The sequence below is a fragment of the Roseibium sp. FZY0029 genome (assembly GCF_036350355.1).
GTDB lineage: Bacteria > Pseudomonadota > Alphaproteobacteria > Rhizobiales > Stappiaceae > Roseibium.
Genome location: NZ_JAZDVZ010000005.1, coordinates 51443 through 74280, shown reverse-complemented (window position 1 = coordinate 74280; position 22838 = coordinate 51443). Strand labels below are relative to the sequence as shown.

Sequence of the window (22838 nt, the reverse complement as noted above, 5' to 3'; positions counted from 1 at the left end):
GTGTTGAAGTCTCCTAGAATTGAAGCGGAGGAGTCGAGTGCGTTCGACTTTGATCATTTAGTCGAACAACCATATTCGACTTCGCCTGAAAACGCGGCAAAGTCTCCTTTATGCGTCGATCTATTCGCGGGCGCAGGTGGATTTTCTCTGGGGGCGATTGGAGCGGGTTTCGAGGTCCGATCGGCGGTTGAATACTACTGTCATGCGGCAAGTACGTATCGAAAGAAAATAAGAAACCTGTCCGGACGAGAAATCGCAGTTTTCGAAAGGGACATTCTTGAGCTCAACCCCCATGATCTTATGGATGAGGCAGGTCTGATTGAAGGGGACTGTGATTTGCTGCTTGGTGGACCTCCTTGCCAAGGTTTTTCAACTCATCGACTTAAAAAGACTGGAGTCGACGATCCTAGAAATGCACTGCTTCTGAGGTATTTCGAGTTTGTTCGAGCTATACAGCCTCGGATGTTCCTTTTAGAAAACGTTCCAGGGATGTTGCAACCGAAGCATGCAGGCTACCTCAAAAAATTTCTAGAGACTGCGCGTTCGAGCGGCTATGCCGTGATCGACCCAATTATGATCAATGCTCGCGACTTTGGCGTCCCTCAAAACCGGAAACGAGTGTTCATCGTTGGATACGATCCGTCGCGGGTCACATTCGATGCGACTTGGCCGCCTCTACCGATTTATGGAGACCCTTCGCGCTCCACTCCCAACAATCCACTTTTACCCTGGATTTCGGCAGCAGTGGCATTCGAAATGCCAGCCCGAGAAAATGACAAGAACGACGTACATATGTCACATGGCGCAGCGCTTATTGAAACTTTCAAAAGCACCCCACCTAATGGAGGGTCTCGTAGCCAGTCTAATCGAGTTTTACCGTGCCATGAGAAACACAACGGACATAAAGACGTTTACGGAAGGATCGACCCTGCACGCCCATCGCCAACTATGACGACAGCTTGTATAAACCCGTCTAAAGGACGGTTTGTGCACCCCACCGAACATCATGGAATCACCGCACGTCAAGCCGCTCGGCTGCAAACATTTCCGGATGACTTCGAATTCGAGGGGGGCTTGATGGCTGCTGGCATCCAAATCGGCAATGCAGTTCCTGTCCAATTGGCACGCTTCCTCTGCGAATACCTGCGTGAAGTGCTGGAACGATCACGTGCAAATTCATCCGATCTTAAGTCAAACACAGTGCAAAAGTGACCAGGCAAACACGAGCGTTTACCACTTTCGAATAATTACACAGTGATTGTGCTAGTTAGCTTCAAACAATCAGACAGAACCATGTGAAAAAGACCAGCATTTTGTGCTCACTACGATCTTCCGGCAGGATCCCTTTGAATCAAACAAGACAATGGCGGACAGATTAACAAAAGACGCACGATCAAATTTAATGGGCCGCGTAAAAGCAAAGGACACTGGACCCGAAATGATCGTACGTAGGATAGTTCACCGACTAGGTTACCGCTATCGGCTCCATAGGCGGGATCTTCCTGGTACACCAGATATGGTCTTTCCAAGACTTCACAAAGTAATATTTGTTCACGGTTGCTTTTGGCATAGGCATGGTTGTTCCCGCACAACAACGCCGAAAACCAAAACTGATTTTTGGAAAGCGAAGTTTGAGGCGAATGTAAAACGTGACAACAGGCAACTTGCGGAACTGACGAAGCTTGGTTGGGAGAATTTAATTATTTGGGAATGCGAAACCAAAAATATAGATCAGTTAACTTCTGTACTTCGCGACTACCTTAAACCAAGCGAATAAGTGCGAGAACTGCTCGACCTTCACATTTCGAAACCATTGCCTGTTTTTGGCGAGTGCGCTTTGACCTTTGGATAGTCGATTAATCGGCGAATTTTGCTAATAACACCCACTCTCAAACTGTCCTTTTCAGCAGAATAATGCAGCTTGCGATGACAGTTCGGGCAGCATGCCACCGCATTGTCTATCGTATCAGGCCCCCCTTCTCCCAAAGGCCTGACATGATGCACTTCGAAATACGGTTCGCCATTCGATCGTAGAAACGGTGCGATTGTTTCACAAATTTCACATCGCCCGCCTGCTTCGTTCAACACCCATGCGATAACATTCGGATCTCGAACGAACCGCGTTACATTCACCGAAATTGAACCGGCCATCGTTTGCCCGGGCGGAGGGTCCACGATGCCTGTCTCTGCTTTCGCCCGAATGCGTTTGACCGCACTTTCCACCCTAACGTCTAGTTCTCGAGGCTGAGCTGTTGGCGCCTCTTCAACGGAAAGGTACTCACGTGGGAACGCCAGAAGAATTTCAATGCCTCTCGCATCGGATCCGTTATCGCGAGGCCAACTCATGCGCAGCAGCATTCGCTTTGTTCTATTGCCGCGATCGCTTCCGTCGACCCTCCCGTAAGCAGCTGAGGCTCGACCAATAGAATGGCGCAATTCAGTGAACTCACTCAACCGGGACAGATTCACTGGAAACATGAAGCGATCCAGAGAAACCCTTCGACCAGATTCTGGCAGTTTCATTGCGATCGAACTGGCTACCTGTACCTCTTCAAGTACCATTCCTAAAGCACCCATGCGGGAAAGATGGAGTTCCATAGCAGGTGCATAGTCACTATTTCTGGCTGCGTTTGGTCCATGATCAGAACCACCACGAGACTCAACAATCAGGTCGAAACCTTCACTCCATCGTTCAACGGAAAAAAGTGCATCCAATTCGCGGCCATGGTCATCGGTCGGCTTCATCATGTCATTGAAGAACCATTTTGCAGATCCTGACGGGTCTGTAGGAGATAATATTCCATATATTTCATGCCTTGCTCTCTGGGTGGCTTAACGTCCCTTTTTGCATACCGAATCCATTGCCATCCCCCACGACCGCACGGGCCACACTCCGTCGACACCGTCCTCAAGAGTGAAATAAAACCCGTTCGGCAAACCGCGCTCGAATGAACGCAACATATCCGAATATTGGGGCCGGGTGACATGCAATGACATGCTTAACAGCGGTGATCCGCGAACCTGATGTAAATACCCGGCATCACATTGTGCCGTCATCTTCGTCGTTGGGGCCACGATCAGAACAGAGGCTGGCCACCGAAGGTCACTCCACTCGCCCTTGAGAACGGCCGACAACACCACGTAAGAAAACTCGACCACATGCCTGGGAGGACCGTCCTGAACTTCCTGCCCGAAATGAACTGCACTGATCCCGACAATATCTGCCTCCCAAGACCCGGGCGCCACTGAGCGTGGTGAAGTCTTCGCACGGCCTTTCCGCGCGGTACCCTTTGTCATCTCTCCAACTCTACCTGATTGTCATTTCTGACAATTTTTATCGTGTTCATTAACTTTTTGTCCGGGAAGTTCCGGAAAAACCGGTCTCACCGACTCGCAGGAGACAAAAGTGACCGACCAAGAAACACGCTATCTTCTTGATACATCTATCATAAGTGAGTTCGCAAAGGACTCGTGCAAGCAACATGCTGGCCTCCGTAATTGGTTAAATCTGGTTCCCGACTGCGCACTCTACGTGCCTTATGGCGCCGCGCTGGAGATACAACGAGGCATATTCCGGCTGCGCCATACGAATCCTTTAAAAGCGGACAGCTTGGACCTCTGGTTTGATGACTTGAGAACCAGGATTCCCTTCATTCCGATGACACTGGAAGCCTCCCGGATCCACGCCGAAATGACGTCTGAACGTGCGCTAACGCATCTTTGGATAAACGACCCACGAAAGAAACGTCCACGACCTTCTCAGGCTCTGGCTATAGCCGCGACCGCAATCACATCCGGCTCGTGCCTGGTAACCCGCAACGTGTCTGCCTTCGAACTGATCGATCGCTACTTTCCGTTACCCGGGCTGATCAATCCGATCGACTCCGATCCGGAAGCCCTTTCTCCCGCCCCTGTAACGCACCACTGAACCATTGGAGAAAAGCAGATGCCGCATCGGCCAAGGTATGCCTCGCGCACCATCGCGGACATTGAAGAACCGATAATACGCACCCGTACCACCACATTCTCGGAACGACCTCAACCTGGCACGACAAATCCGTGCGTGAGGTCCATTTTTTCTTCCCGTCAGGAACATCCACGCTATGAAATTCCCCCCTCGCTTCACTCCGCGGTCGCTTGCATTTGAACCGGAAACATTTCTTTCACTTGCCCATGAAATCCAGACGCTCCGCTCAACAGGACGTCCGTCAGGCAGCAATCGCCTGACCGACCACATCGTGACGGACTGGAGCAAGACGCTCCTTCCCTTCCCAGCAATTATCGGTTCGCTTGAGACAACGCCCATCCTGGAACCCGTCTTTGCTTTCTCAGACGACAATTCCAGTGCGCTCCTCTCCAGCGGCTGGGTTCGGCTCGAAAATCACATCGACGTCTACCTTGAGGGACGTCGTTCAATAGGTCGTTGAGTCCGGCATCTGAGGAGCCAGCCAGACCGGTCCCGTTTCCTGGCTTACCCATCTCAGCCGCCTAACCAAAACAGCCCACCAACGTTCAATTACATCAACGCCCCAGCGTGCCGGGATTTGCTCTCCGGAACGATCAGGAGGCGTTTGCCTCAGGGAATTCAATGAAAAGATCCAACCTTATCGCCGGAACCGGACGATCCGTCGGCCTGCTGATGGCTCGCATGGCGGTCCGTCGTGCACTTCGAGAATGTCCGGAGCTCCTATATCGAACCGCCTATATCCTAGGTGCGGAGTTGCCGAATGACGTTGACACGACGCTCTTCGAACGGGCGTTTGAACTTGAGTTTCAAAGCCACGCCCCGGACGGACCGGGTCGAACTACTGCGCCGGAATTTCACTATTTCATCGAGGACGGCGGGAGGGAGAGATACAGGCGCAATAAGCCCTTCGAAGAGTTTTCTCTCGGCAAAAGCATAACCGAGAACCAGCGATTGATCGCCATCGGGACGCCCAAGCACCCGTTGTCCGAGGCCTTCCGAACTATCGCAGAAGCAATCGTCGTCGTTCGTCCGGAACAAAGGCATCTTCAAGCGGCCATAAAAATCGCTCGCGATTTTCATTTGAGCGATGAAATCGCCAGTGAGCTCATCACGAGCAATATCTCTAACCTTTCAATCGCATTTCGGGGAAACCGACCGCTCGACGCTGCGCTTCGCATCATCAATGCCCTTGGAAAGGCAGAGCAGACGGCTCAACCAATTGTCGACGTAGAAGGCAATGCACCATCCCTTGATGACATCGCCGGATATGGCGAAGCAAAAAGCTGGGGCCTCGAACTAGCCCAAGACCTGCGTGATTGGAAAAATGGAGCACTGCAATGGTCGGACGTCGACCGTGGAGTACTGCTATTAGGTGCGCCTGGGACAGGAAAGACGGTTTTTGCCCGATCGCTAGCAAAATCGTGCGATGCACATTTCGTCGAGTGTTCCCTGACAAAGAACCAAGCTCTGGGGCATCTTGGCGACATGCTGAAAGGTCTGAGTAAGGCTTTCAATGAAGCACGAAAAAACTCTCCGTCGGTACTTTTCATCGATGAATTCGACGGCATTGGCAACCGGGCGACACTTTCTCGTCACGCGCCGGAATATGCCACCCAAGTGATCACCGGGCTACTCGAACTCATGGACGGAACGGAAAAGCGGAATGGCGTCGTTGTTGTAGCCGCCTGCAATCGCATCGAAACAGTTGACGCTGCATTTTTGAGGCCCGGGCGGCTGGAGCGGATCATTGAAATTCCGCTTCCGGATCTCCAAGCTCGTAAAGCAATCTTCAAACAGCACCTGCAAACCGATCCCCCCGAGACGATACTGGACGAGGTTGGGCTTTTGACGGAGGGCTGCTCTGGAGCAGATCTGGAACGTCTGGCGCGGGACTGTCGGAGATCAGCCCGGCGTTCTGGAGGCACTTCGGTTGGGCGGCACGTGCTCAACGTCCTGTCTGACCAATTTTTGAAAGTACCTTCATCCCAACTGCGACGCAACGCGGTCCATGAAGCTGGTCATGCGGTCGCTGCATATGCCATTCGAGGAATCGTCGCGACAGAACTCGTCATCCGCGAGTATTTCCGTACGACGAACGTCGCGGAGAGCCGAGATGGGGGCTACACGGTCTTCTCCCACGACCATTCCAGCTTCCAGGTTAGAAGCGACTACGAAGATCGAATTGCCGTTTTTCTTGCCGGGCATGCGGCGGAAGCCATACTTTTCGATCATCCGTCTGATGGATCGGGGTTGGTTGCAGGATCGGACCTGGAACGCGCCACCATGATCGCGGCACGGCTTATTGCGTCCTCCGGCATTTATGGTGATCTGGTTTTCAGGGCCGACCTCACCATGGCCCAACTCAAGAGGATGGTGCGGGACGACGAGCAATTCGCGAAATCCTGCGACCTGGTTTTGAAGGCTCAGATGCGGCGGGTGCGAGGGCTGTTGGCTTCAAACATGAAGCAGCTGGAAGACGTAGCAAATGCACTGGTGAAAAAGGGGCGTCTCTCCCGGGAAGAGATCTCGCCCTTGGTTCAATCGAATACAAACACAATCTAGCCAATTGTTTAGATGTTCAATAACCATTCCAGAAAACTTCGACTAAGGGATCGAGACCCGGGCTCGACTCCAATGGGGGGTTGCCGGTACAACCGCGCCCCCGAGCTGGACGTTCATAGGGTTCGTTCCGTGTCTCGACTTCGGCTTCAACCACCGGCTTTAGGCTGGCAGGAATTTAGGAGGTAGCCGCCATGAATACCATGCTTTCACCCGTCGCTTCTTCCGAAGCCAATCTCCTCATCTCCATATCGCTGGCCTGAAAAGACATTCCTCAGTCGAGCTTCGACGCCTCAAGGCGTTGATCCCCCGCTGACGATAGTTTTGCGCTTGCCAGCCACCACACCTGAACAATCCCGTTCAGGCGGAACTGGAGACAGGAGGCCGCGGTCAACCGCTTACTCCCGCATCCCGGACAGCCATGCCCCTCCCTAACGGATATGGATCGTGGCTCAAGAACTGCTGCTGAAGGACGCGTTTTGGCGCGCCCTTCGAGCTCGACACTTGCGGATAATACGTCCCAGCGGACGCATTGCCTCGAGTTGGTTTCCGCCTCGTGCCTTCGTCGATACTCCGACAAGCAACGGGGCCAGGGAACCTTCGCAACAGCATAGGAGACCCTCGTGAACAAAGCCCGCCTTAAACTCGAACACCTGCTAAACCGCCGTGCTGGAGTTCCGGAAGACTATTCTATCCCGGAGTCCACCACCTATCTTTCCGCACCTTCAAAGTCGCGACGCCGCGAAGCAAATGTCGCTTCCGAGGAATGCGCGATATTGCGGACGTAAACGCTCCCAGCAACAGCACTTCTAACTCGTTTAAACCACCGTTCCGTTCGACCGGCACCCGTCGGCCGCCTACCCGGTCCGCTGGATCCACGCGTTCGTTCGCCGTTGCTCCCGAATTCAACAGGGAGATCACGGCGGAAAGCAACATCGAACGGCCCGTCCGAAACATTCTCCTATCTCGGACCGATCTAGTGGGACTGCGAGACCAGTGGCCCAAGGTGAAGTTCATTGATACCGAGGGACACGAGCGAACTCACACGTTCGACTACTGCGCCCTGTATTCCTCGGGATATGCTGAGGCTTATGCCGTCAAGCCGTCAGATCGCGTGGTTTCCAAGCCAAAAGATGGACGTCCTTCGCTCGCCGACACCATCGACTTGATCCACGCGCAGGGATCCCTGGACGGATACGCTCATCGCGCAGTCATCGTGACCGATCAGGATTTTAGCCCTGGGAACGTCCACAACGCGAGGTACCTCCGTCGCGCACGGCGTTTCCGCGACGAAAAATATGTCCAGGAAGTCCGCGCGCTGCTCTCCACTGTCGGGTCACGTGTCCTGTTTCATACGCTGCTTCAGAATTCCGATGTTCCAGGATATCGGCGGCTCGCAGTCTGGAATCTTATTGACGACGGTGTCCTGATCCCGGAACTTTCCGGTCATGTGATCGACCGCTCATGGCTACGCGTCATCTCCAATGACATGGAGGTGGCGTGATGAATGGATTCAGTGAGAATTCGGTGGTGGTCGAACCCCGGCGCTATAACCTCAGTGAACGCGATGACTATTTCATTGATGGCATTGAGTGTCGCTTGATCGCTTCGGACCATCGCCAACACGTCTTCAAACAACGTTCCGGCTCTGCCGAAATCAAGCTTTTCGACCATGTTCAGTTTTCGGAACGCCTCGTTGATGGATCCATTGTGATCCGCAAGCGCAATACACTTTCGAATTCGGCCAAGGATCGTCGGCAGGACCGATCAATCCTGCGTAACCTCCCCCTGTCGGAAAGGGAGCGGATCCTTTTTTACAGGGAACTGTGCCGGTACTTCGACGACAAGAAAGTCGAGTGGGAAAAGGGGCTCATTGATAGCAAGGTGAACCTCGGCAAAGCATGTCTCGACTGGCTGCTGCCCGAAGCGCAGGCCGAGCTGAAGAAAGCGTTCAACACTCGGGCGCGAAGCGGCAAGCAACAGCCACGCTTCAACCAGGAACTTCCGTCTACCCGCCATTTCGCCCGCCTTTATAGGGCATATCAGCGCCATGAATGCAGTGGCGAGGCATTCGTCCATCGATATCGAAACGGCGTGACCCGGGCACGGCGAACGAACCCGGATGAGTTGCTGATCCGCAATCCCTACGTTCTCGGGTATGCCTCTCCCCGCCGCCCATCAATGGCTCACCAGTACGGCGAGTACTTCAAGCGCATCCGTGCCGAAAACAAAACACGAGGAGAAAAGAATCTTCCCTTGTTGACCCCGGTTTGCCGAAAGACTTTCGAGAAGGACATCAGTGAATTGGACCAATTCCATGTGACAGCACAAAGAGACGGCGAGAAAGTTGCCTTGGCCAAATACAAGTCGAGCGGCATCGGCTTTGATTACGTGTATCCGCTTGAGCGCGTCGAAATGGACGAATGGAAGCTGGATCTGATTGTGATCCTAACTGACCTCGGCGTCTGGGAAACGCTGAACGAAGAAGAAAGAAAGGCGGTCGAGCGCGCCCGGCTGTGGGCAACCGTTGCCATCGACGTTGCAACACGATGCGTGCTGGCTCTGAAACTACATGACCGGGATCCTTCCGGCGACATGGCGATCGAAACGCTGGAATTGGCATTGACGGACAAGTCCGCAATTGCGGATTTTATTGGCGCCGCATGTTCCTGGCCCTACCACGGAATGATCGAAACCATCGTCACCGACAATGGCGCTGCCTTCACGTCGGAAAGCTTCCAAACCGCCGCTCTGGATCTGGGAATCGAATTGATGCGACCCAAGGCTGGAGATGCTCGCGCACGCCCTCACATCGAGCGCTCGTTCAAGACCTTCTCGCAAACGTTCTTGAACGAGTACAGTGGCCGCACCTTCTCCAACGTGCTGGAAAAGGGAGACCGTGACCCGAAAGAGGAAGCCACGTTGTTCGCGGACACGATCGCCCATGGGATCCTGCGGCAAGCTATCGACATCTACCACCGCACTGGACACGAAAACCTTGGTGGTGAATCGCCTAGAAGCGCCTGGCTGAGAATGACCCGCCAACACCCGCCGGAAGAGGCTCCAGACCGAGATACCCTTCGCGCATGTTTGGGCATTGACGCGGAGCGCACAGTCAACTCGGAGGGCATCCGCTTTCTCGGCCTGCAATACAACTCCGAGCACCTCCAGAAGCACCTTCATGGGAAGAAGGCACTCTGCCGTATCGACCGGCTCGATATTTCGACCATCTCTGTCTGGAATGGCAAGTTGCACGAATGGTTCGATGTCACGGCGAACATTGCCCCTCCCTCCGACATGAGCATCTACGAATGGGCGATCATTGGAACTCGCCACGAGGCGGAACATGGAGCCAACGTTGCTCTCGAAATGGACATGGCAGCTGAGGCCGCCGTCGATGTCCGCAATAGCGCTCGGATTGCCGAACTCAGATCCGGTATCAATCCGCTCCATAATCGTGGAAGCGACAGAGCATGGCTTGAATGGTTGGACAAAGAACGTTTTGCCAGCCTCCGAACGATCAAACGACAAAGCTCCCCTCACAAGCGGATTGACCTGACCGCCCCTCGCGAGGAGGACGGTAAGCAATACGAACGTCCGGCGTTTTGGGATTTGGCCGATCCGGTACCGGAAGAGGATCGCTATCAGCGGGATGAGGACAAATCTGACGGCTCGAATGTCCCGGGCGACGACCCGGTGAAAGTGGAAGATCCAAGGATCGACACCTGGTCTGACGACGACGCCAGCGACATCAGTTTTGAATAGAAGAAGGAGTTTGACAGCTTTGAGAAATGACATCCCCTCATCACGACACCACGTGAACCTGAATCCAGCACTTGACCGCCTTCGTAGTCAGATGTCTCCGGATGCCAAGGAGCGTGCAGAGCGGATCGCATGGATCAACTCTCGTTATGTGGCGCGAAGCCTGGATGCAGAACTTGAGGAGATGATCCAGAGGATGATCGAAGCACAAGCTGCATTCGACCACTCCGGCTATGCCGCGAGCGAAGCCCACAAGCAAAGGGCATTGTTTGTGATCGGCGACTCTGGTTCCGGGAAGTCGACGGCCATTCGACGTCTGTTCAGCCGTGAGCGGACTTTCCAGCCCTACATCGACGACTTCGGTCAGGAGATCATGCCGGCAGTTTCCTTCGACGCTCCTGAGCCGTTGACAATGAAATTGTTCGCGAGAACAGGTCTCGAGGCCATCGGTTACCCGATCGAACGCGACCGGCAAGAAAACCAGATGTGGGATCTCTTTCGCGACCAGATCAGGGAGCGAAGCGTGCTCTGGCTTCACATCGATGAAATGCAACATGCGATCCGCAGTACGAACCACGTCGGAATTCAAAAAACCGCGGATGTCGTAAAGAGCTTGCTTCAAATGCCGGACTGGCCTCTCAACGCGATTTTTTCCGGTGTTCCGAGTCTCGCACAGTTTCTTCAGCATGAAGACAAACAGCTCCAGAACCGATGCAAAGTCATCAGGTTCGACCCGCTTCGTCCTGGGGTTGATACCGAAAGGCTTCGCAAATCTATTGAGGGGGTGATTTGCACACATGCAGAAATGAAAGCGGAAGATGCGGTTTTGAGCGGGCCGTTCGCGAACCGCGTCATGCACGCAACCAACAACGCATTCGGGACAGCGATCCAGTTTGTCCGGGAGGTCATCTTCGATGTCCTACGAGACAACCGGGAAAAGGTCGAAGCTCGGGATTTCGTGAAGGCCTATGCCCGTTTCTCGGGATGTAAGCCGGACGCCAACATTTTCACCGCGGCAGATTGGAAGGCGGTCATCCCGGGCAATGCCCTGAAGGACTACCTGCTTACCGCCCAACGTCAGGAGCAGGAAGCACGTCGTTTTAGCCAAAATAGGGCGAGCAAATGAGCCCACTTTCTCGCACGGTTGAACTGCGACCTGGTGAAACGCCACGTAGTCTGGTCTCTCGGTTGGCAGCGATGAATGGAATTTCCACCGCCCACCAGTTCTCCAAGGACATGGGACTGGACTTGCGCGGCATCGACAACTCGGATCCGGACAGTCTCGAAAAGCTCGCTGGATATTCTGGAGTTGCCGTCACTGAACTCGAGACGTCCTCAATTCGGAAGACCGGCAACGGAATATTTCTGGGAGGACAGCTGATTTCAAGAAGGGCAACCGCAAAATCGTTCTTTCGGTTTTGCCCTCATTGCTTGATCGAAGACATCGTCCGTGGCCCCGAAAACAAACCGGAAGCGCGTGCCTGGCTTCGAGCAAGCTGGTCGGTCCCGCAGGTCCGTACTTGTCACATTCACCGCAATCTTTTGGTTACTCTTAATGCCAGTGAAAATCATTCGATCAGGAATGATATTGCCGCGCTCATGAAGCGACGGAGTGATGAAGTACATAGGCTGGCAACGGCGGCAAGAGCACTTGCGTATTCCCCGCTCGCAGATTACGCAGCTTCACGCCTGGCCGGGGGAGAAGACAAGTCAGATCTGTTGGGCGTGCTTCCTTTCTATCTCGCGATTAAGCTTTGCGAGATGGTTGGTGCGACACTGAGGATCGGACGGACATTTACCTGGAACGGACTCCGGGAAGAAGATCGCGTCGCAGCTGGCGCAACGGGCTTCGAATTCATTTCCGATGGTAGAGAAGCGTTTTTGAAATTCCTGGAGCTTCATTATTCTGATTGGTCGCGTGTCAGAGCGCGGGGTGCCAAGGGGTTGGCTGCCAGTTTCTTTGCCTGGCTACAAGACGGCCGAAAGAACCCAGACATGGAGCCTCTCCGTGAAATGGTTCGCACCCATGCCCTTGGGCACTTGCCGCTCGGCCCGGGCGACGAGTTTTTGGGAACCATCATGGAGCCGAGAAAGGTACATTCGGTCTATTCGGCACACCTGGAATACGACATCCATCCGAAGCGGTTGAAAAAACTCCTGCTCCAGAACGGTATCATTTCCGAAGAGCAGGCAAGCCTGAGCGACCTTCGCATCCTTTTCGATGCCGGAGAGGCCCTCCCTCTTCTTCAGGACGCCGCAGAAGAGATCTCCGGGAATAATGCGCGCGAGTATCTCGGTATGAACCGGACACAGTGGGAACAGGTTCAGGTCGCTGGTTTTATCAAGCCGTTGTTGGGAGATGGCCCGGGCACAAGACTGTCGCACTCAAAGGCCCGCCTCGATAGGTTTCTGGCGAGCATTCGGTATGAAAAAGGATCCAGCGGAGATCTGGTCCCTCTTTCACAGTGCATCAAGTTGGCTTCCTGTGGTTATGCCGATGTGGTTCGTCTGCTTCAGGGTAACCAGCTGGAACGAGTTTCGGTCGATCCGGAACACGCCGGATTTGCGGGCGTGCTCGTGGATGCCTCGGAAGTATCGGCAAAGGTCCAGAGAAAGGCGCTCCCCGGGCTGACGGCAAGGCAGGTTGCGGAAAAACTCGGTGTCGTCCTGGGTACAGCGCAAGCCCTCATCAAAAACGGGGATCTGCCGTCAACCCCATATCAGGTCTATGCCAACAGCACTCGAGAAGCACGACTTGTGCAACCCGATGATGTCGAGGCATTTGCAGCCGAGCATATTTCCCTCAAGGAGCTCGCTGAGAAAATCGGATCCGAAGGCTGGCCGAGACGCGCTGGAAAACTCTTGGCGGACATGGGGATCGAACCTGTCTTCACTGTTCAGTCCCATCGGTCTGTCATCTTTCGCCGGGCCGACGCTCTGTCTACGCTGAGCCGAAGCGGTCACGCGATCTAGCCCAGACCACCGTAACAGGGTGGAGGTCATCTAAATTAGCCCGGCTTCCGGCAGCAAGCCTTCAAGACTCGATCGTCGATTACCCAGCCCCGCCATCGTGCGGGGTTTTCTTTTGCCTGCAATCCGGATGGAAGGAGCGTCGGAAGACACACCTTAAGTCGCCCTGGAGACAGAGTTTTTGCCTTCGGGGCGAAAAGTTAAATAGATTCAATGGGGGTTCTCATTCTGGAGACAAACCTAGGTCGCCTCTACATCCGGTCGGCAGCGGCCGGAGGTCTGGATTTGAGTGCTTTAAAGCTTAGCCGGGAGTTCGCCCAGGCCGGTGTCCACCAGCCACAGCGCGGCTCCCGGCGCCCAGACGAAAAAACCCGCCCGTCGGAAACGATCGGGCGGGTTTTGTCGTTCAGCGAGTCTTCCCTACAAGTGGCAAGATTTCTTCCAAGCTGCCACTTCGCATTGACCACCAATTGAACGGGCACTGCTCGTTCTACTGTTTCGCACCAAGCTGGATCGTCTGGGTCAGATAGGCTGACGTCCCCTCCAGATGGTTTTCGGCAGCAAATCGCGGTAAACCTTGACGCGCGTCGAGACAAGCGTCTGCCCGAACTGGAAATTGTAGTCCGCTCCCGAGGGTTTGGCGAATGGCAGGAAAACACGTCCTCGGCAATCGTTCCGGCTCTTGGCCTGGTGAACAAGTTCGTTGCTTCTTCGAGGAATATCCGCCCCGTACCGCAAGTTTCTCCGCTTCGGATGAGGATATGTCGACGCGGATCATGAGTGCCGCTTCGCCGCCTCAATAAACTCAGCCGTCCACCACCGGATATTCCCAAAGTACCAGTTATGATTTTCCGGTCCGTCGGATCTGGAACCATCGGTTCCGGCAACCCCAAAAAGACAACTTCCTGCGTTCGGTCAGCAAAACTTTTTTCTCCCGATAGCGTGTCGGGTTGCCCGCCAGTCAGCGCCATCACCTCGTTCCCCTCTCCTAGAAGCGGCCGATTGTCATCCGACTCCTTGTCAGGCGTCTTGAAATTGAGCTTGCAACCAATGAATGCAGGATGAACAATGCCCAATCAAAACTGGAGGAGGAGGCCCCAGTTGGTGAAACTTTGCTTGACCATCGGTGTGTCCAGAGCCCAACCGCTCTCCTATTTGCCTGGCGCCATTACAGCAGCGAAGGAAATGAAGGAATGGGCTGAGCGGTCGGGTTATAGGACGACGATCCTCACGGATGACGGGAAAGACCCCGTTACAGTCTCCCGCATTCGCACGGCGCTTCTGGAACTCCTTCCGGAAAACGACATCGTGAACGCGTTTGTTTTGCATTTTGCCGGCCATGGCTACCGCGCCGGAGCAGAACAGAACATGTGGCTCCCAAGCGACTGGAACACCGAATTACGTGCAATATCGGTAGAAGGTTTGAAAAAGCGCCTCTATGGCCACGGCATCGAGAACCTGACCATATTGAGTGACGCTTGCCGTTCGCTTCCATCCAGCGTGGATATCGCTGACCTCAGTCAGGATTCGGTTCTGCCACGGGGGCCCTACGACCCCAGTTTTCCGATCATCGACCGCTTCAACGCCGTCACGGACGGTAAAGAAGCGTATATGTTGCCGGGCGATGAAAACGCCCCTGCCCGGTGTATCTTTTCTTCCGTTTTGCTCGAAGGCCTCTCTGGCCATCGCGATGAAGCGTTCGACAAATACGTTAGTGACTGCGTTACCTCCGAGTCACTGGATCTTTTCAGCAAAGCGAGAATGAAAGAGATTAGCGAACTCTATCGTCTCAAGTGCGCTCCTGAAAATACAGTCGGCACTCCAAGGGATCATTTCATCTATTTCCGCCGCGACAATCCCGGAAACGGCGATGCCGCGACATTACTGTGGCCCGCTCCGCCGGAAACGCCATCGGCACCAAGTGCCGGGCTTGAAATTTCGAAGCATGCGCCGCCTCAGGAAGATGAAGCGCTCTTTGAATTAGCGCCGGCTCCACACGACGAAAGACCGCCTCACGACATCCGACAAAGCTTCCGTCTTGGAAGAGAATATGCACATGAAGATGTTAATCTCGTCATCCTCGGGCCGACGCCGACAAGACTCTGGACAACTGAACACGCAGCCGACAGCGGAAATAAAGCACGCCCAAGCGAGTACAAGGTTGATGTTTCACCTCAAAGCGCGACCCAGATCCTGGTTGAGTTCGACGATGGCATCTTTGCATCGACTGTCGTCTACGATGAGCTTCTCACCGTCCTGAGCCGTGACGAACGTGGGGTGATCGGTTGGGCTTGCGCCAGTCGTTGGGCCGAGGCGCAGCCCCAGATCAACTCCTCAATCGATGCCATTTCCAACCTTCAGGCGGGACGCCTTTCCGCCGACCAGGTTGATAACATCGCCGCCCAACTTAGAGAAATGAAGCACGTAAACCCCACGTTAGGAGCGATATCGAGCTATCTTTACGACTATAGCGGAGACATCGACAGCATTCGTCGCATGGCATATTTCTACTGCCTCTACGGTCAGGCCATCCCGTTCGATATCGCCTATATGGGACTGTTGCCCTTTCACAGGAACGGACCAGCCTACGCGACCGATGTCCCTTCAATAGCCGCGCGTAGCGCCTCTCCGGAAAACGATAGATTGCCTGAATGGGTCACGAGAGGTACCGAGCCGATTTCCGGTTTCGTTGCAGGTCTTTGGCCTTGGCTGCGCCAGGGATGGGAGTTTGTCGAAGAGCCGGAGAATGAGGAAGTTATTCCCGCTGAGCACATTCGAGACGTCATTCCTTATCTGCTCCCATCCCAGTTCACGTCCTTTAGCCGAGATGGCGCGGAAATTTTGATCCGAAAGTTTCATATGGAGGGAAACTGATGAAGGTCCTTATGATACATGGCATTGGGCAGGAAGGTTCAACCCAAAAAGAGCTTCTCGAAAAGTGGACTGAGAGCCTTCACAAGGTTTCGCCCGGGCTTCTTGCGAATGCAGAAACGCGGATGGCCTACTACGGAACGACACTGGCGAACTGGGCCAATGGTGATACGGCCGTGGGAATGGGCACAGGCGCAACCGATGTGAACATCGGCGACGCAGACGAAATTGCCTTTCTCACATCCGCACTTCAAGAAGCGGCAGAAGTTCAAAATCTAACGGATGCAGACATTGCCTCGGCGGAACAAGACGCTGCTGAGGTCGTTGCCATGGACAGCATGACTGGCCGGTTTCTCGTCGGCCTCGTACGCGCACTGGAAAAGATTTCGCCGCTGAAGGGCTCCTTGTTGCTCCGCGTCGTTAAACAGGGACACACCTACCTTTCCTCACCTGGAGCCGGCACGGCGGTCGACAATCTTGTCAGGCCTTACCTGAAAGAAAGTCCACAGGTTGTCATCACACATTCCCTTGGAACAGTGGTCGCGTTCAAACTATTGAGAGAAATACAAAAGAGTGGAACGGACATCGAGATCCCGCTCCTGATAACAATGGGATCACCGCTAGGCTTGGAGGCATTCAAGAAGAAACTCGGTCCGCCTCGGTTCAAGCCGGCTTCCGTCAAAAGATGGTTGAATTTCTACGATCCGTCTGACTTCGTCTCACTCGGCAAAGCTTTGCATAGAGAATTTGCAACAGGCATCGAGGACGATGGCACAGTCGACAACTTCACCGATAACGCCCATGGCATCATCGGTTATCTGCCGCATCAGGGCGTGGTCCAGGCGTTGAAAACCGTCCTTTGATCACAAAACACGGCATCCACTAAGCAGAGCTGGTCCGGCTTCATGGCCGGCCCACCCAAATCAATGACCTCCACCTCCGCCGGCAGGCGCCGGTTTCGGCCGCTCCACGAAATAAAGCGCGGCGACGAGGGCAACGAACATCCCAGTCAGGATCAGGAAAACATCCGAGAAAGAGAGCAGAAACGCTTCCCGGCTGACGATGCCCGACAGGGTTTTCAAGGCCGCGGTTTCCGCGTTCTGGCCAAGCTCCGAAAAGGCATGTGTCATGTTGCTCAAGGTCTCGTTGACGACGGGACGCGACCAGTTGACCGTTTCGGAAATCCGTTCGTAATGAAAATCCTGACGATTGGTCAGAAGCGTGTTGATGACCGCAAGGCCTACCGCTCCGCCGAGGTTTCGGGTCAGATTGAACAGGCCCGAAGCGTTCTTGATCATCGGCGGTGGCAGCATTCCAAGTGCGATGTTGTTGATCGGCACCATGCAGAGCATAAGCGAGCAGCCGCGCAGGATCTGCGGAACAAAAAGCTCCCAGAAGTCCCAGTCGTGGGTGATGCCGGTCACCATGTAGGTGCCGATGGCAAAGCCTGAAAAGCCGATTGCCATCATCACACGCGGATCGAGCAGCGACATCAGCCGGCCGGCAATCGGCGCCGTCAGAAACATGGCAAGACCGCTTACGAACATGGTCTCGCCGATCTGCAAAGACGTGTAGTTGCGAACGCCGCTGAGATAGACCGGATAGAGATACGTCAGGCCGTAAAGCCCCACGCCCATGATGAAGCTGAACAAGCTGCCCATCGCGAAGTTCTTGTCGGTAAACGCCCTGAGGTCGACGATGGGTTCGCGTGCGGTAAAGGCCCGCCAGAAGAAGATAGCGGCCCCCAGAACGGTCACCGCGGAGAACAGGACGATCTCGCCACTCTGGAACCAGTCGTCGCCCGAGCCTTCTTCCAGGACGAACTCCAGTGACCCGAGAAAAATCGCCATGGCGGCAAAGCCGTACCAGTCGAAATGGTCGAGCAACGACAGATCCGGTTCGTCGAAATCGATCAGGGTGACAGCAGCAAGCGTTACGAAGATGCCCGGCACCACGTTGATCAGAAACAGCCAGTGCCAAGAGCCGAATTCGGTCAGATAACCACCGAGCGTCGGGCCGATGGTCGGCGCAAGCGTGGCCACCAGACCGATGACCGGAGAAATGACGTTGAATTTCTCACGCGGAAAAATCAGATAGGCAGTCGCAAAAACCGTCGGGATCATGCCGCCGCCCAGAAACCCCTGCAAGGCGCGGTAGATGATCATTTCCTCGATGGTGGAGGCAGTCGCGCACATCAGGCTCATTATGGTGAACCCGGCCGCCGACAGTGCGAACATCCAGCGGGTGGACAGCATGCGCGAGAGATATCCGGACAGCGGGATCATGATGACCTCCGCGATCAGGTAACTTGTCTGCACCCAGGGAATATCGTCCTGGGAAGCGCCGAGGCCTGCCTGAATTTCAGACAGCGACGCGGACACGATCTGGATATCCAGGATCGCCATGAACATGCCGAACACCATGCAAAGAAAGGTGAACAGCTTGCGCCCGTCGATGGATTCGCTTTGTGCCGTCTCGCTCATGTGACGTAGCCTTGGACCGGCTGGCGTTTTGCCGAAAGCGGCAGAAAATCTGTTTGCCAGTCAGTCGAAAAAAGTTGAGTCCTCATGGCAAGCTGCCAATCAAGGGATGCTCATCAAAGGGGCGGTATCCGCCAGAGGCGGATACCGGGCGTGTGCGGTTGGAGGCCGCGGGGATGACTTGAATCGGTGCGGATCATCGACATGCACCGCAATCCTAGTGAAGCGCAGAAACGGTGACGTTGGCCTTCTGGCCACCAGTTCTGGTGTCGACAGCGACCACCACCGACATGCCTGCCCGCAGATGGCCGCTTGTGATTTCCTCTTCCGGAACCTTGATCTTCACCGGGACGCGTTGAACCACCTTGGTGAAGTTGCCGGTCGCATTTTCAGACGGCAGCAGGCTGAACACCGAACCCGTCGCAGGGGCGATGCTTTCAACCGTTCCGCGGATCGGTTGATCCGGATAAGCGTCGACGGAAATTTCAACCTCTGCCCCGGGCTTGATGCCCTCCAGCTGAGTTTCCTTGAAATTCGCATCGATATGAGTGTCGGCCAAAGGCACGACCGCCGCAATCCTGCTGCCCGGCTGAAGCAGGGAGCCCACCTGGGCCGCCCTGTTCCCGACAATGCCGTCGACAGGGGCTCGAACGACCGTGAAGGCAAGATCGCGTTCGGCCTTTTCAAGAGCGGTTTTGGCAGCAACCACCGCCTGCTCGGCTTCCTTCTTCTGCCCGTTCAGCACATCGATATTGGCCTTGGCCAGCGTTACCGCTGCCTGGGCATTCTCAAGATCCGCCTGCGCGCCCTTCAGGGCAGCGTCTGCCGTATCAAGTGTTGCCTGACTGGCAAACTTGTTGTCCGCGAGTTTTTTCTGGCGGTCGAAATTGGCGGAAGCTTCTTCTTTCTTTGCCTTGGCTGCCGCAACAGACGCTTCAGCCTGTTGAACGGAGGCCTTCGCAGCCGTGATCTGGGTTGCGATACGATTGACCGTCGCCCGGGCGCTGTCGATGGAGTCCTTGGCCGACTGAACGGCCAGCTTGTAGTCTCCGTCGTCGATCTTCAAAAGGACGTCGCCGGCCTTCACACGCTGGTTGTCGCCAACGGCAACCGATGCAACATATCCGGAAACCTTGGACAGGATCACGGTTATGTCGGACTTCACATAGGCGTCGTCCGTGCTAGCGATAAACCTGCCTTCGGTCCACCAGTGATAGGCTTCGTATCCGCCGAAGCCGAGGCCCGCGAGCAGGATCAGCGTAAAGACCCGCTTGGCCTTGCCCTTCTTTTTGGACGGAGGCGTTTGCGAAGACGCTGTTGAAGTCGACACCTGGGCCTTTGACGGCACAGCCACCTGGTCACCCTTGGCCTCGCTCGCGTCTTTCGCATCAGGGGACGTTGCCTGCTTGCTTTCCGCGCCGCTTGCAGTGTTGCCATCATCCTTCTGGGGGCTCGCGGTTTGCGGCCCGCCACCGATCGCACCGCTCTCGTTGCGGCCTTCTCTGAGTGCCACGATGATATCCTTTGCCCAAATTCATGATCGCTCAGACGTTGACTGAACGGTTCGGTCAATGGCATTTATATGTTCATAATCCTAGTCAGCGCAAGGGTTGCGGCAAATTTTTTGCAGCGCACACAAACTCAATGCCGTCGAGCAACCGGGACAGACAGACATAAAAACAGCAAGAAGCTGCAGCCGCATCCCATGAGCACCGACCGGACCACAGGATCCTGCTGACAGGTCCCTTGCGGCTTTGCAACATGCTCCCTGTTGCAAGTTTGGTCGGGAAAGATTGAACGGTTCTGGTAATTGGCCGATAGTAATGGGATTGATGAATCGCCTTGCGGAAAGTTGACTTCGGGACCGACAAGAAAACTTCCGCAAAACAGCATATATTTGACGAAATATCTTGTTATAAACACTGAAAGACAGCAGAAATTCGGGATTGCGATGACCACCGACACACAGGAACTACCGGCGCTTTCAGAAGACCCGGCCCAGAAAACCGACAACGCCAAATACCGGCAGATCCTTGCAGGGGCGCGAACAGTCTTCCTGGCAAAGGGCTTCGATGGCGCCAGTATGGAGGTGATCGCCAAGGAAGCTGGTGTCTCGAAGGGCACGCTCTACGTCTACTTCAACAGCAAGGAAGCGCTGTTTGAAGCTTTGATCCTGCAAGATCGCTACAGCCAGGCGGAAATCCTGCGCGAAGCTCTCGTGAGCAAGGCGGATGTCGAAACCGATCTGCGCCGGATCGGACGCAGCTATCTGCAGAAAATGTCGAAGCCGGACAAATTGTCGACCCTTCGCATGGTGATCGGTGCCGCCGAAAAGTTCCCGCAATTCGGCATGCTGTTGTATGAAGCCGGGCCCTGCCAGGGCCGGCGAGACCTGGGCGCTTTCATCCAGGAACGGATCAATCGTGGTGAGTTGAAGGATTGCGACGCTGAACTGGCCGCCGGTCAGTTTTTCGACCTGTGCGTGGCAGGCGTGCTGAGACGTATGCTTCTCAATGCCAGTCCCAAGCCGAGCCAGGATGAATTCGAGAACAACATCGATGCTGCGGTCAAGGTGTTCATGGCAGCATACGCCGTATAACAGCCAGCGCTTGGCCGTTGGGACTGCACCCATCGATCAAAAATCCGGACCGACCGGGGCGGACAGACGGTCCGAAGCTCTTATATTAGGCGTTACAAACCAGTCCCATTGACCACAGTAGGTTCCATGACCGCCCGACCGCCCATTTTCCAGTTCGACAATTCCTACGCACGGGATCTGCCCGGTTTCTACGTGGCCTGGGAAGGCGCCAAAGTGCCCGCTCCTGAACTCATCCTGTTCAATCGCGATCTCGCAGCAGACCTCAACCTGGACGCAGACCTTCTGGAAACGCCGGAAGGTGCCGAGATCTTTGCCGGTGTCAGACAGCCCGACGGCGCCTCACCTCTTGCTCAGGTCTATGCCGGCCACCAGTTCGGTGGCTTCTCGCCGCAACTCGGGGATGGCCGCGCGCTTCTTCTCGGCGAGATCATCGACAGCGCCGGCAATCGCAAGGACATTCAGTTGAAAGGGTCAGGTCCGACCCCCTTCTCCCGTGGTGGCGATGGCAAGGCGGTGGTTGGGCCTGTTCTGCGCGAATATATCCTCGGTGAGGCCATACATGCTTTGGGCATTCCGACGACGCGGGCGCTCGCTGCGGTGACAACGGGAGAAACGATATACAGGGACGGTCCGAAACCCGGCGCGGTGCTGACGCGCGTGGCGGCAAGCCATTTGCGCGTCGGAACATTCCAATATTTCGCGGCACGCGGCGAAACCGACAAACTGCGCCAGCTTGCAGATTATGCCATAGCCCGCCATGCTCCGGATCTCGAAGGACAATCAGACAGATACCTGCGGCTCTTCCGGGGTGTGGTCGAGCGACAGGCTGCACTCATGGCCAAATGGGTCCTGGTTGGCTTCGTTCACGGTGTGATGAACACCGACAACACAACGATCTCCGGCGAAACAATCGACTACGGCCCCTGCGCCTTCATAGACGCATACGACCCGGCCGCCGTGTTCAGTTCCATCGACCATGGTGGGCGTTATGCCTTCGGCCGCCAGCCCGTTATCATGCAATGGAACCTTGCGCGCCTTGCAGAAACGCTGCTGCCTCTGATCCAGCCCGACGATCCGGACAAGGCAGTCGATCTGGCAAGCACGGAACTCGCCCGCTTCCCCGACCTCTACCGCTCTGCATGGCTCAGCGGTATGCGTGCGAAAACCGGCTTGCAGAGCGAAGTGGAAGATGATCAGGATCTCTTCGAAACCATGCTTTCGACGCTGCAGGAGCAATCGGTCGATTATACGCTGTTCTTCCGGCATCTCGCGGAAGCTGCTGTCGGCAACCCACAAAAGCTGCGTGATCTCTTCATGAACCCGGCACAGATTGATGGCTGGCTGGAGCGCTGGAGGCAACGCCTTGAAAGGGAAGGCAGAGCCGTCGCTGAGATCAAGGCAGAAATGGACAGCGTCAATCCCGTCTACATTCCCAGAAACCATCTCGTGGAAGAAGCCCTTCAAAGCGCAGAGGCCGGAGAGTATCACCTGGTCAATACCTTACTGGGTATTCTTAAATCTCCATATGAAGAGAAATCCGGCTTTGAGGCCTATGCACTCCCCGCACCTGCTGCCTTTGGCCCCTACCAGACTTTTTGCGGCACGTGACCAGAGATTTTCCGCTAACGGA

15 protein-coding genes are annotated in these 22838 nt (G+C 55.0%); 12 read left to right on the top strand and 3 right to left on the bottom strand.

What is annotated here, in order from left to right:
- Together V1T76_RS15245 and V1T76_RS15240 are read left to right on the top strand one after the other, a co-directional pair.
- On the top strand, nucleotides 1-1212 hold the full coding sequence (locus V1T76_RS15245) for a DNA cytosine methyltransferase (RefSeq protein ID WP_330561530.1): 1212 nt from the start codon (nucleotides 1-3) through the stop codon (nucleotides 1210-1212).
- Between the two features lie 151 nt (nucleotides 1213-1363).
- Entirely contained in the window at nucleotides 1364-1777 is a 414-nt protein-coding gene (locus V1T76_RS15240) for a very short patch repair endonuclease (RefSeq protein WP_330561529.1), read from the top strand.
- Between the two features lie 20 nt (nucleotides 1778-1797).
- Here the strand turns inward: V1T76_RS15240 and V1T76_RS15235 are convergent, their stop codons facing one another.
- A complete protein-coding gene (locus V1T76_RS15235) occupies nucleotides 1798-2748 on the bottom strand; it encodes an HNH endonuclease (RefSeq protein WP_330561528.1) in 951 nt (316 codons plus the stop codon).
- Between the two features lie 658 nt (nucleotides 2749-3406).
- On the opposite strand from V1T76_RS15235, the gene V1T76_RS15230 reads away from it, so the two are divergent.
- The 8 genes from V1T76_RS15230 (at nucleotide 3407) to V1T76_RS15195 (ending at nucleotide 16992) form a co-directional block, all read left to right on the top strand.
- The gene (locus tag V1T76_RS15230) at nucleotides 3407-3928 is read left to right on the top strand and encodes a PIN domain-containing protein (RefSeq protein WP_330561527.1); all 522 of its coding nucleotides are present in this window, start codon (nucleotides 3407-3409) and stop codon (nucleotides 3926-3928) included.
- 660 nt (nucleotides 3929-4588) lie between these two features.
- Complete coding sequence (locus tag V1T76_RS15225) at nucleotides 4589-6529, top strand: AAA family ATPase (RefSeq protein ID WP_330561526.1); 1941 nt, start codon at nucleotides 4589-4591, stop codon at nucleotides 6527-6529.
- A gap of 1003 nt (nucleotides 6530-7532) precedes the next feature.
- Nucleotides 7533-8030, top strand: coding sequence for a hypothetical protein (locus tag V1T76_RS15220; RefSeq protein ID WP_330561525.1), 498 nt, complete (start codon nucleotides 7533-7535; stop codon nucleotides 8028-8030).
- Nucleotides 8030-10291 (top strand): Mu transposase C-terminal domain-containing protein, encoded by a 2262-nt coding sequence (locus V1T76_RS15215; RefSeq protein ID WP_330561524.1) that lies wholly within the window; start codon nucleotides 8030-8032, stop codon nucleotides 10289-10291. Before V1T76_RS15220 ends, V1T76_RS15215 begins: the two co-directional genes overlap by 1 nt.
- Nucleotides 10292-10343: 52 nt before the next feature.
- Nucleotides 10344-11414: a TniB family NTP-binding protein gene (locus tag V1T76_RS15210; RefSeq protein ID WP_330561523.1), complete on the top strand. Its 1071-nt coding sequence runs from the start codon at nucleotides 10344-10346 to the stop codon at nucleotides 11412-11414.
- The gene (locus tag V1T76_RS15205; protein WP_330561522.1) at nucleotides 11411-13261 is read left to right on the top strand and encodes a TniQ family protein; all 1851 of its coding nucleotides are present in this window, start codon (nucleotides 11411-11413) and stop codon (nucleotides 13259-13261) included. Before V1T76_RS15210 ends, V1T76_RS15205 begins: the two co-directional genes overlap by 4 nt.
- A 1101-nt stretch (nucleotides 13262-14362) precedes the next feature.
- Nucleotides 14363-16132, top strand: a complete 1770-nt coding sequence (locus tag V1T76_RS15200; RefSeq protein ID WP_330561972.1) for a caspase family protein — start codon at nucleotides 14363-14365, stop codon at nucleotides 16130-16132.
- Entirely contained in the window at nucleotides 16132-16992 is an 861-nt protein-coding gene (locus V1T76_RS15195) for a hypothetical protein (RefSeq protein WP_330561521.1), read from the top strand. The genes V1T76_RS15200 and V1T76_RS15195 overlap by 1 nt, the downstream gene beginning before the upstream one ends.
- A gap of 60 nt (nucleotides 16993-17052) precedes the next feature.
- On the opposite strand, the gene V1T76_RS15190 is transcribed toward V1T76_RS15195, so the two are convergent.
- Both V1T76_RS15190 and V1T76_RS15185 read right to left on the bottom strand, forming a co-directional pair.
- Nucleotides 17053-18612, bottom strand: a complete 1560-nt coding sequence (locus tag V1T76_RS15190; protein WP_330561520.1) for a DHA2 family efflux MFS transporter permease subunit — start codon at nucleotides 18610-18612, stop codon at nucleotides 17053-17055.
- 214 nt (nucleotides 18613-18826) lie between these two features.
- The gene (locus V1T76_RS15185; protein WP_330561519.1) at nucleotides 18827-20122 is read right to left on the bottom strand and encodes an HlyD family secretion protein; all 1296 of its coding nucleotides are present in this window, start codon (nucleotides 20120-20122) and stop codon (nucleotides 18827-18829) included.
- 438 nt (nucleotides 20123-20560) lie between these two features.
- Between V1T76_RS15185 and V1T76_RS15180 the strand changes: the two genes are divergently transcribed.
- Both V1T76_RS15180 and V1T76_RS15175 read left to right on the top strand, forming a co-directional pair.
- Nucleotides 20561-21208 carry a TetR/AcrR family transcriptional regulator gene (locus V1T76_RS15180; RefSeq protein WP_330561518.1) on the top strand — a complete coding sequence of 216 codons (648 nt, stop codon included), beginning with the start codon at nucleotides 20561-20563 and terminating at the stop codon, nucleotides 21206-21208.
- A gap of 126 nt (nucleotides 21209-21334) precedes the next feature.
- Nucleotides 21335-22816 carry a protein adenylyltransferase SelO gene (locus V1T76_RS15175; protein WP_330561517.1) on the top strand — a complete coding sequence of 494 codons (1482 nt, stop codon included), beginning with the start codon at nucleotides 21335-21337 and terminating at the stop codon, nucleotides 22814-22816.
- Nucleotides 22817-22838: the final 22 nt, after the last annotated feature.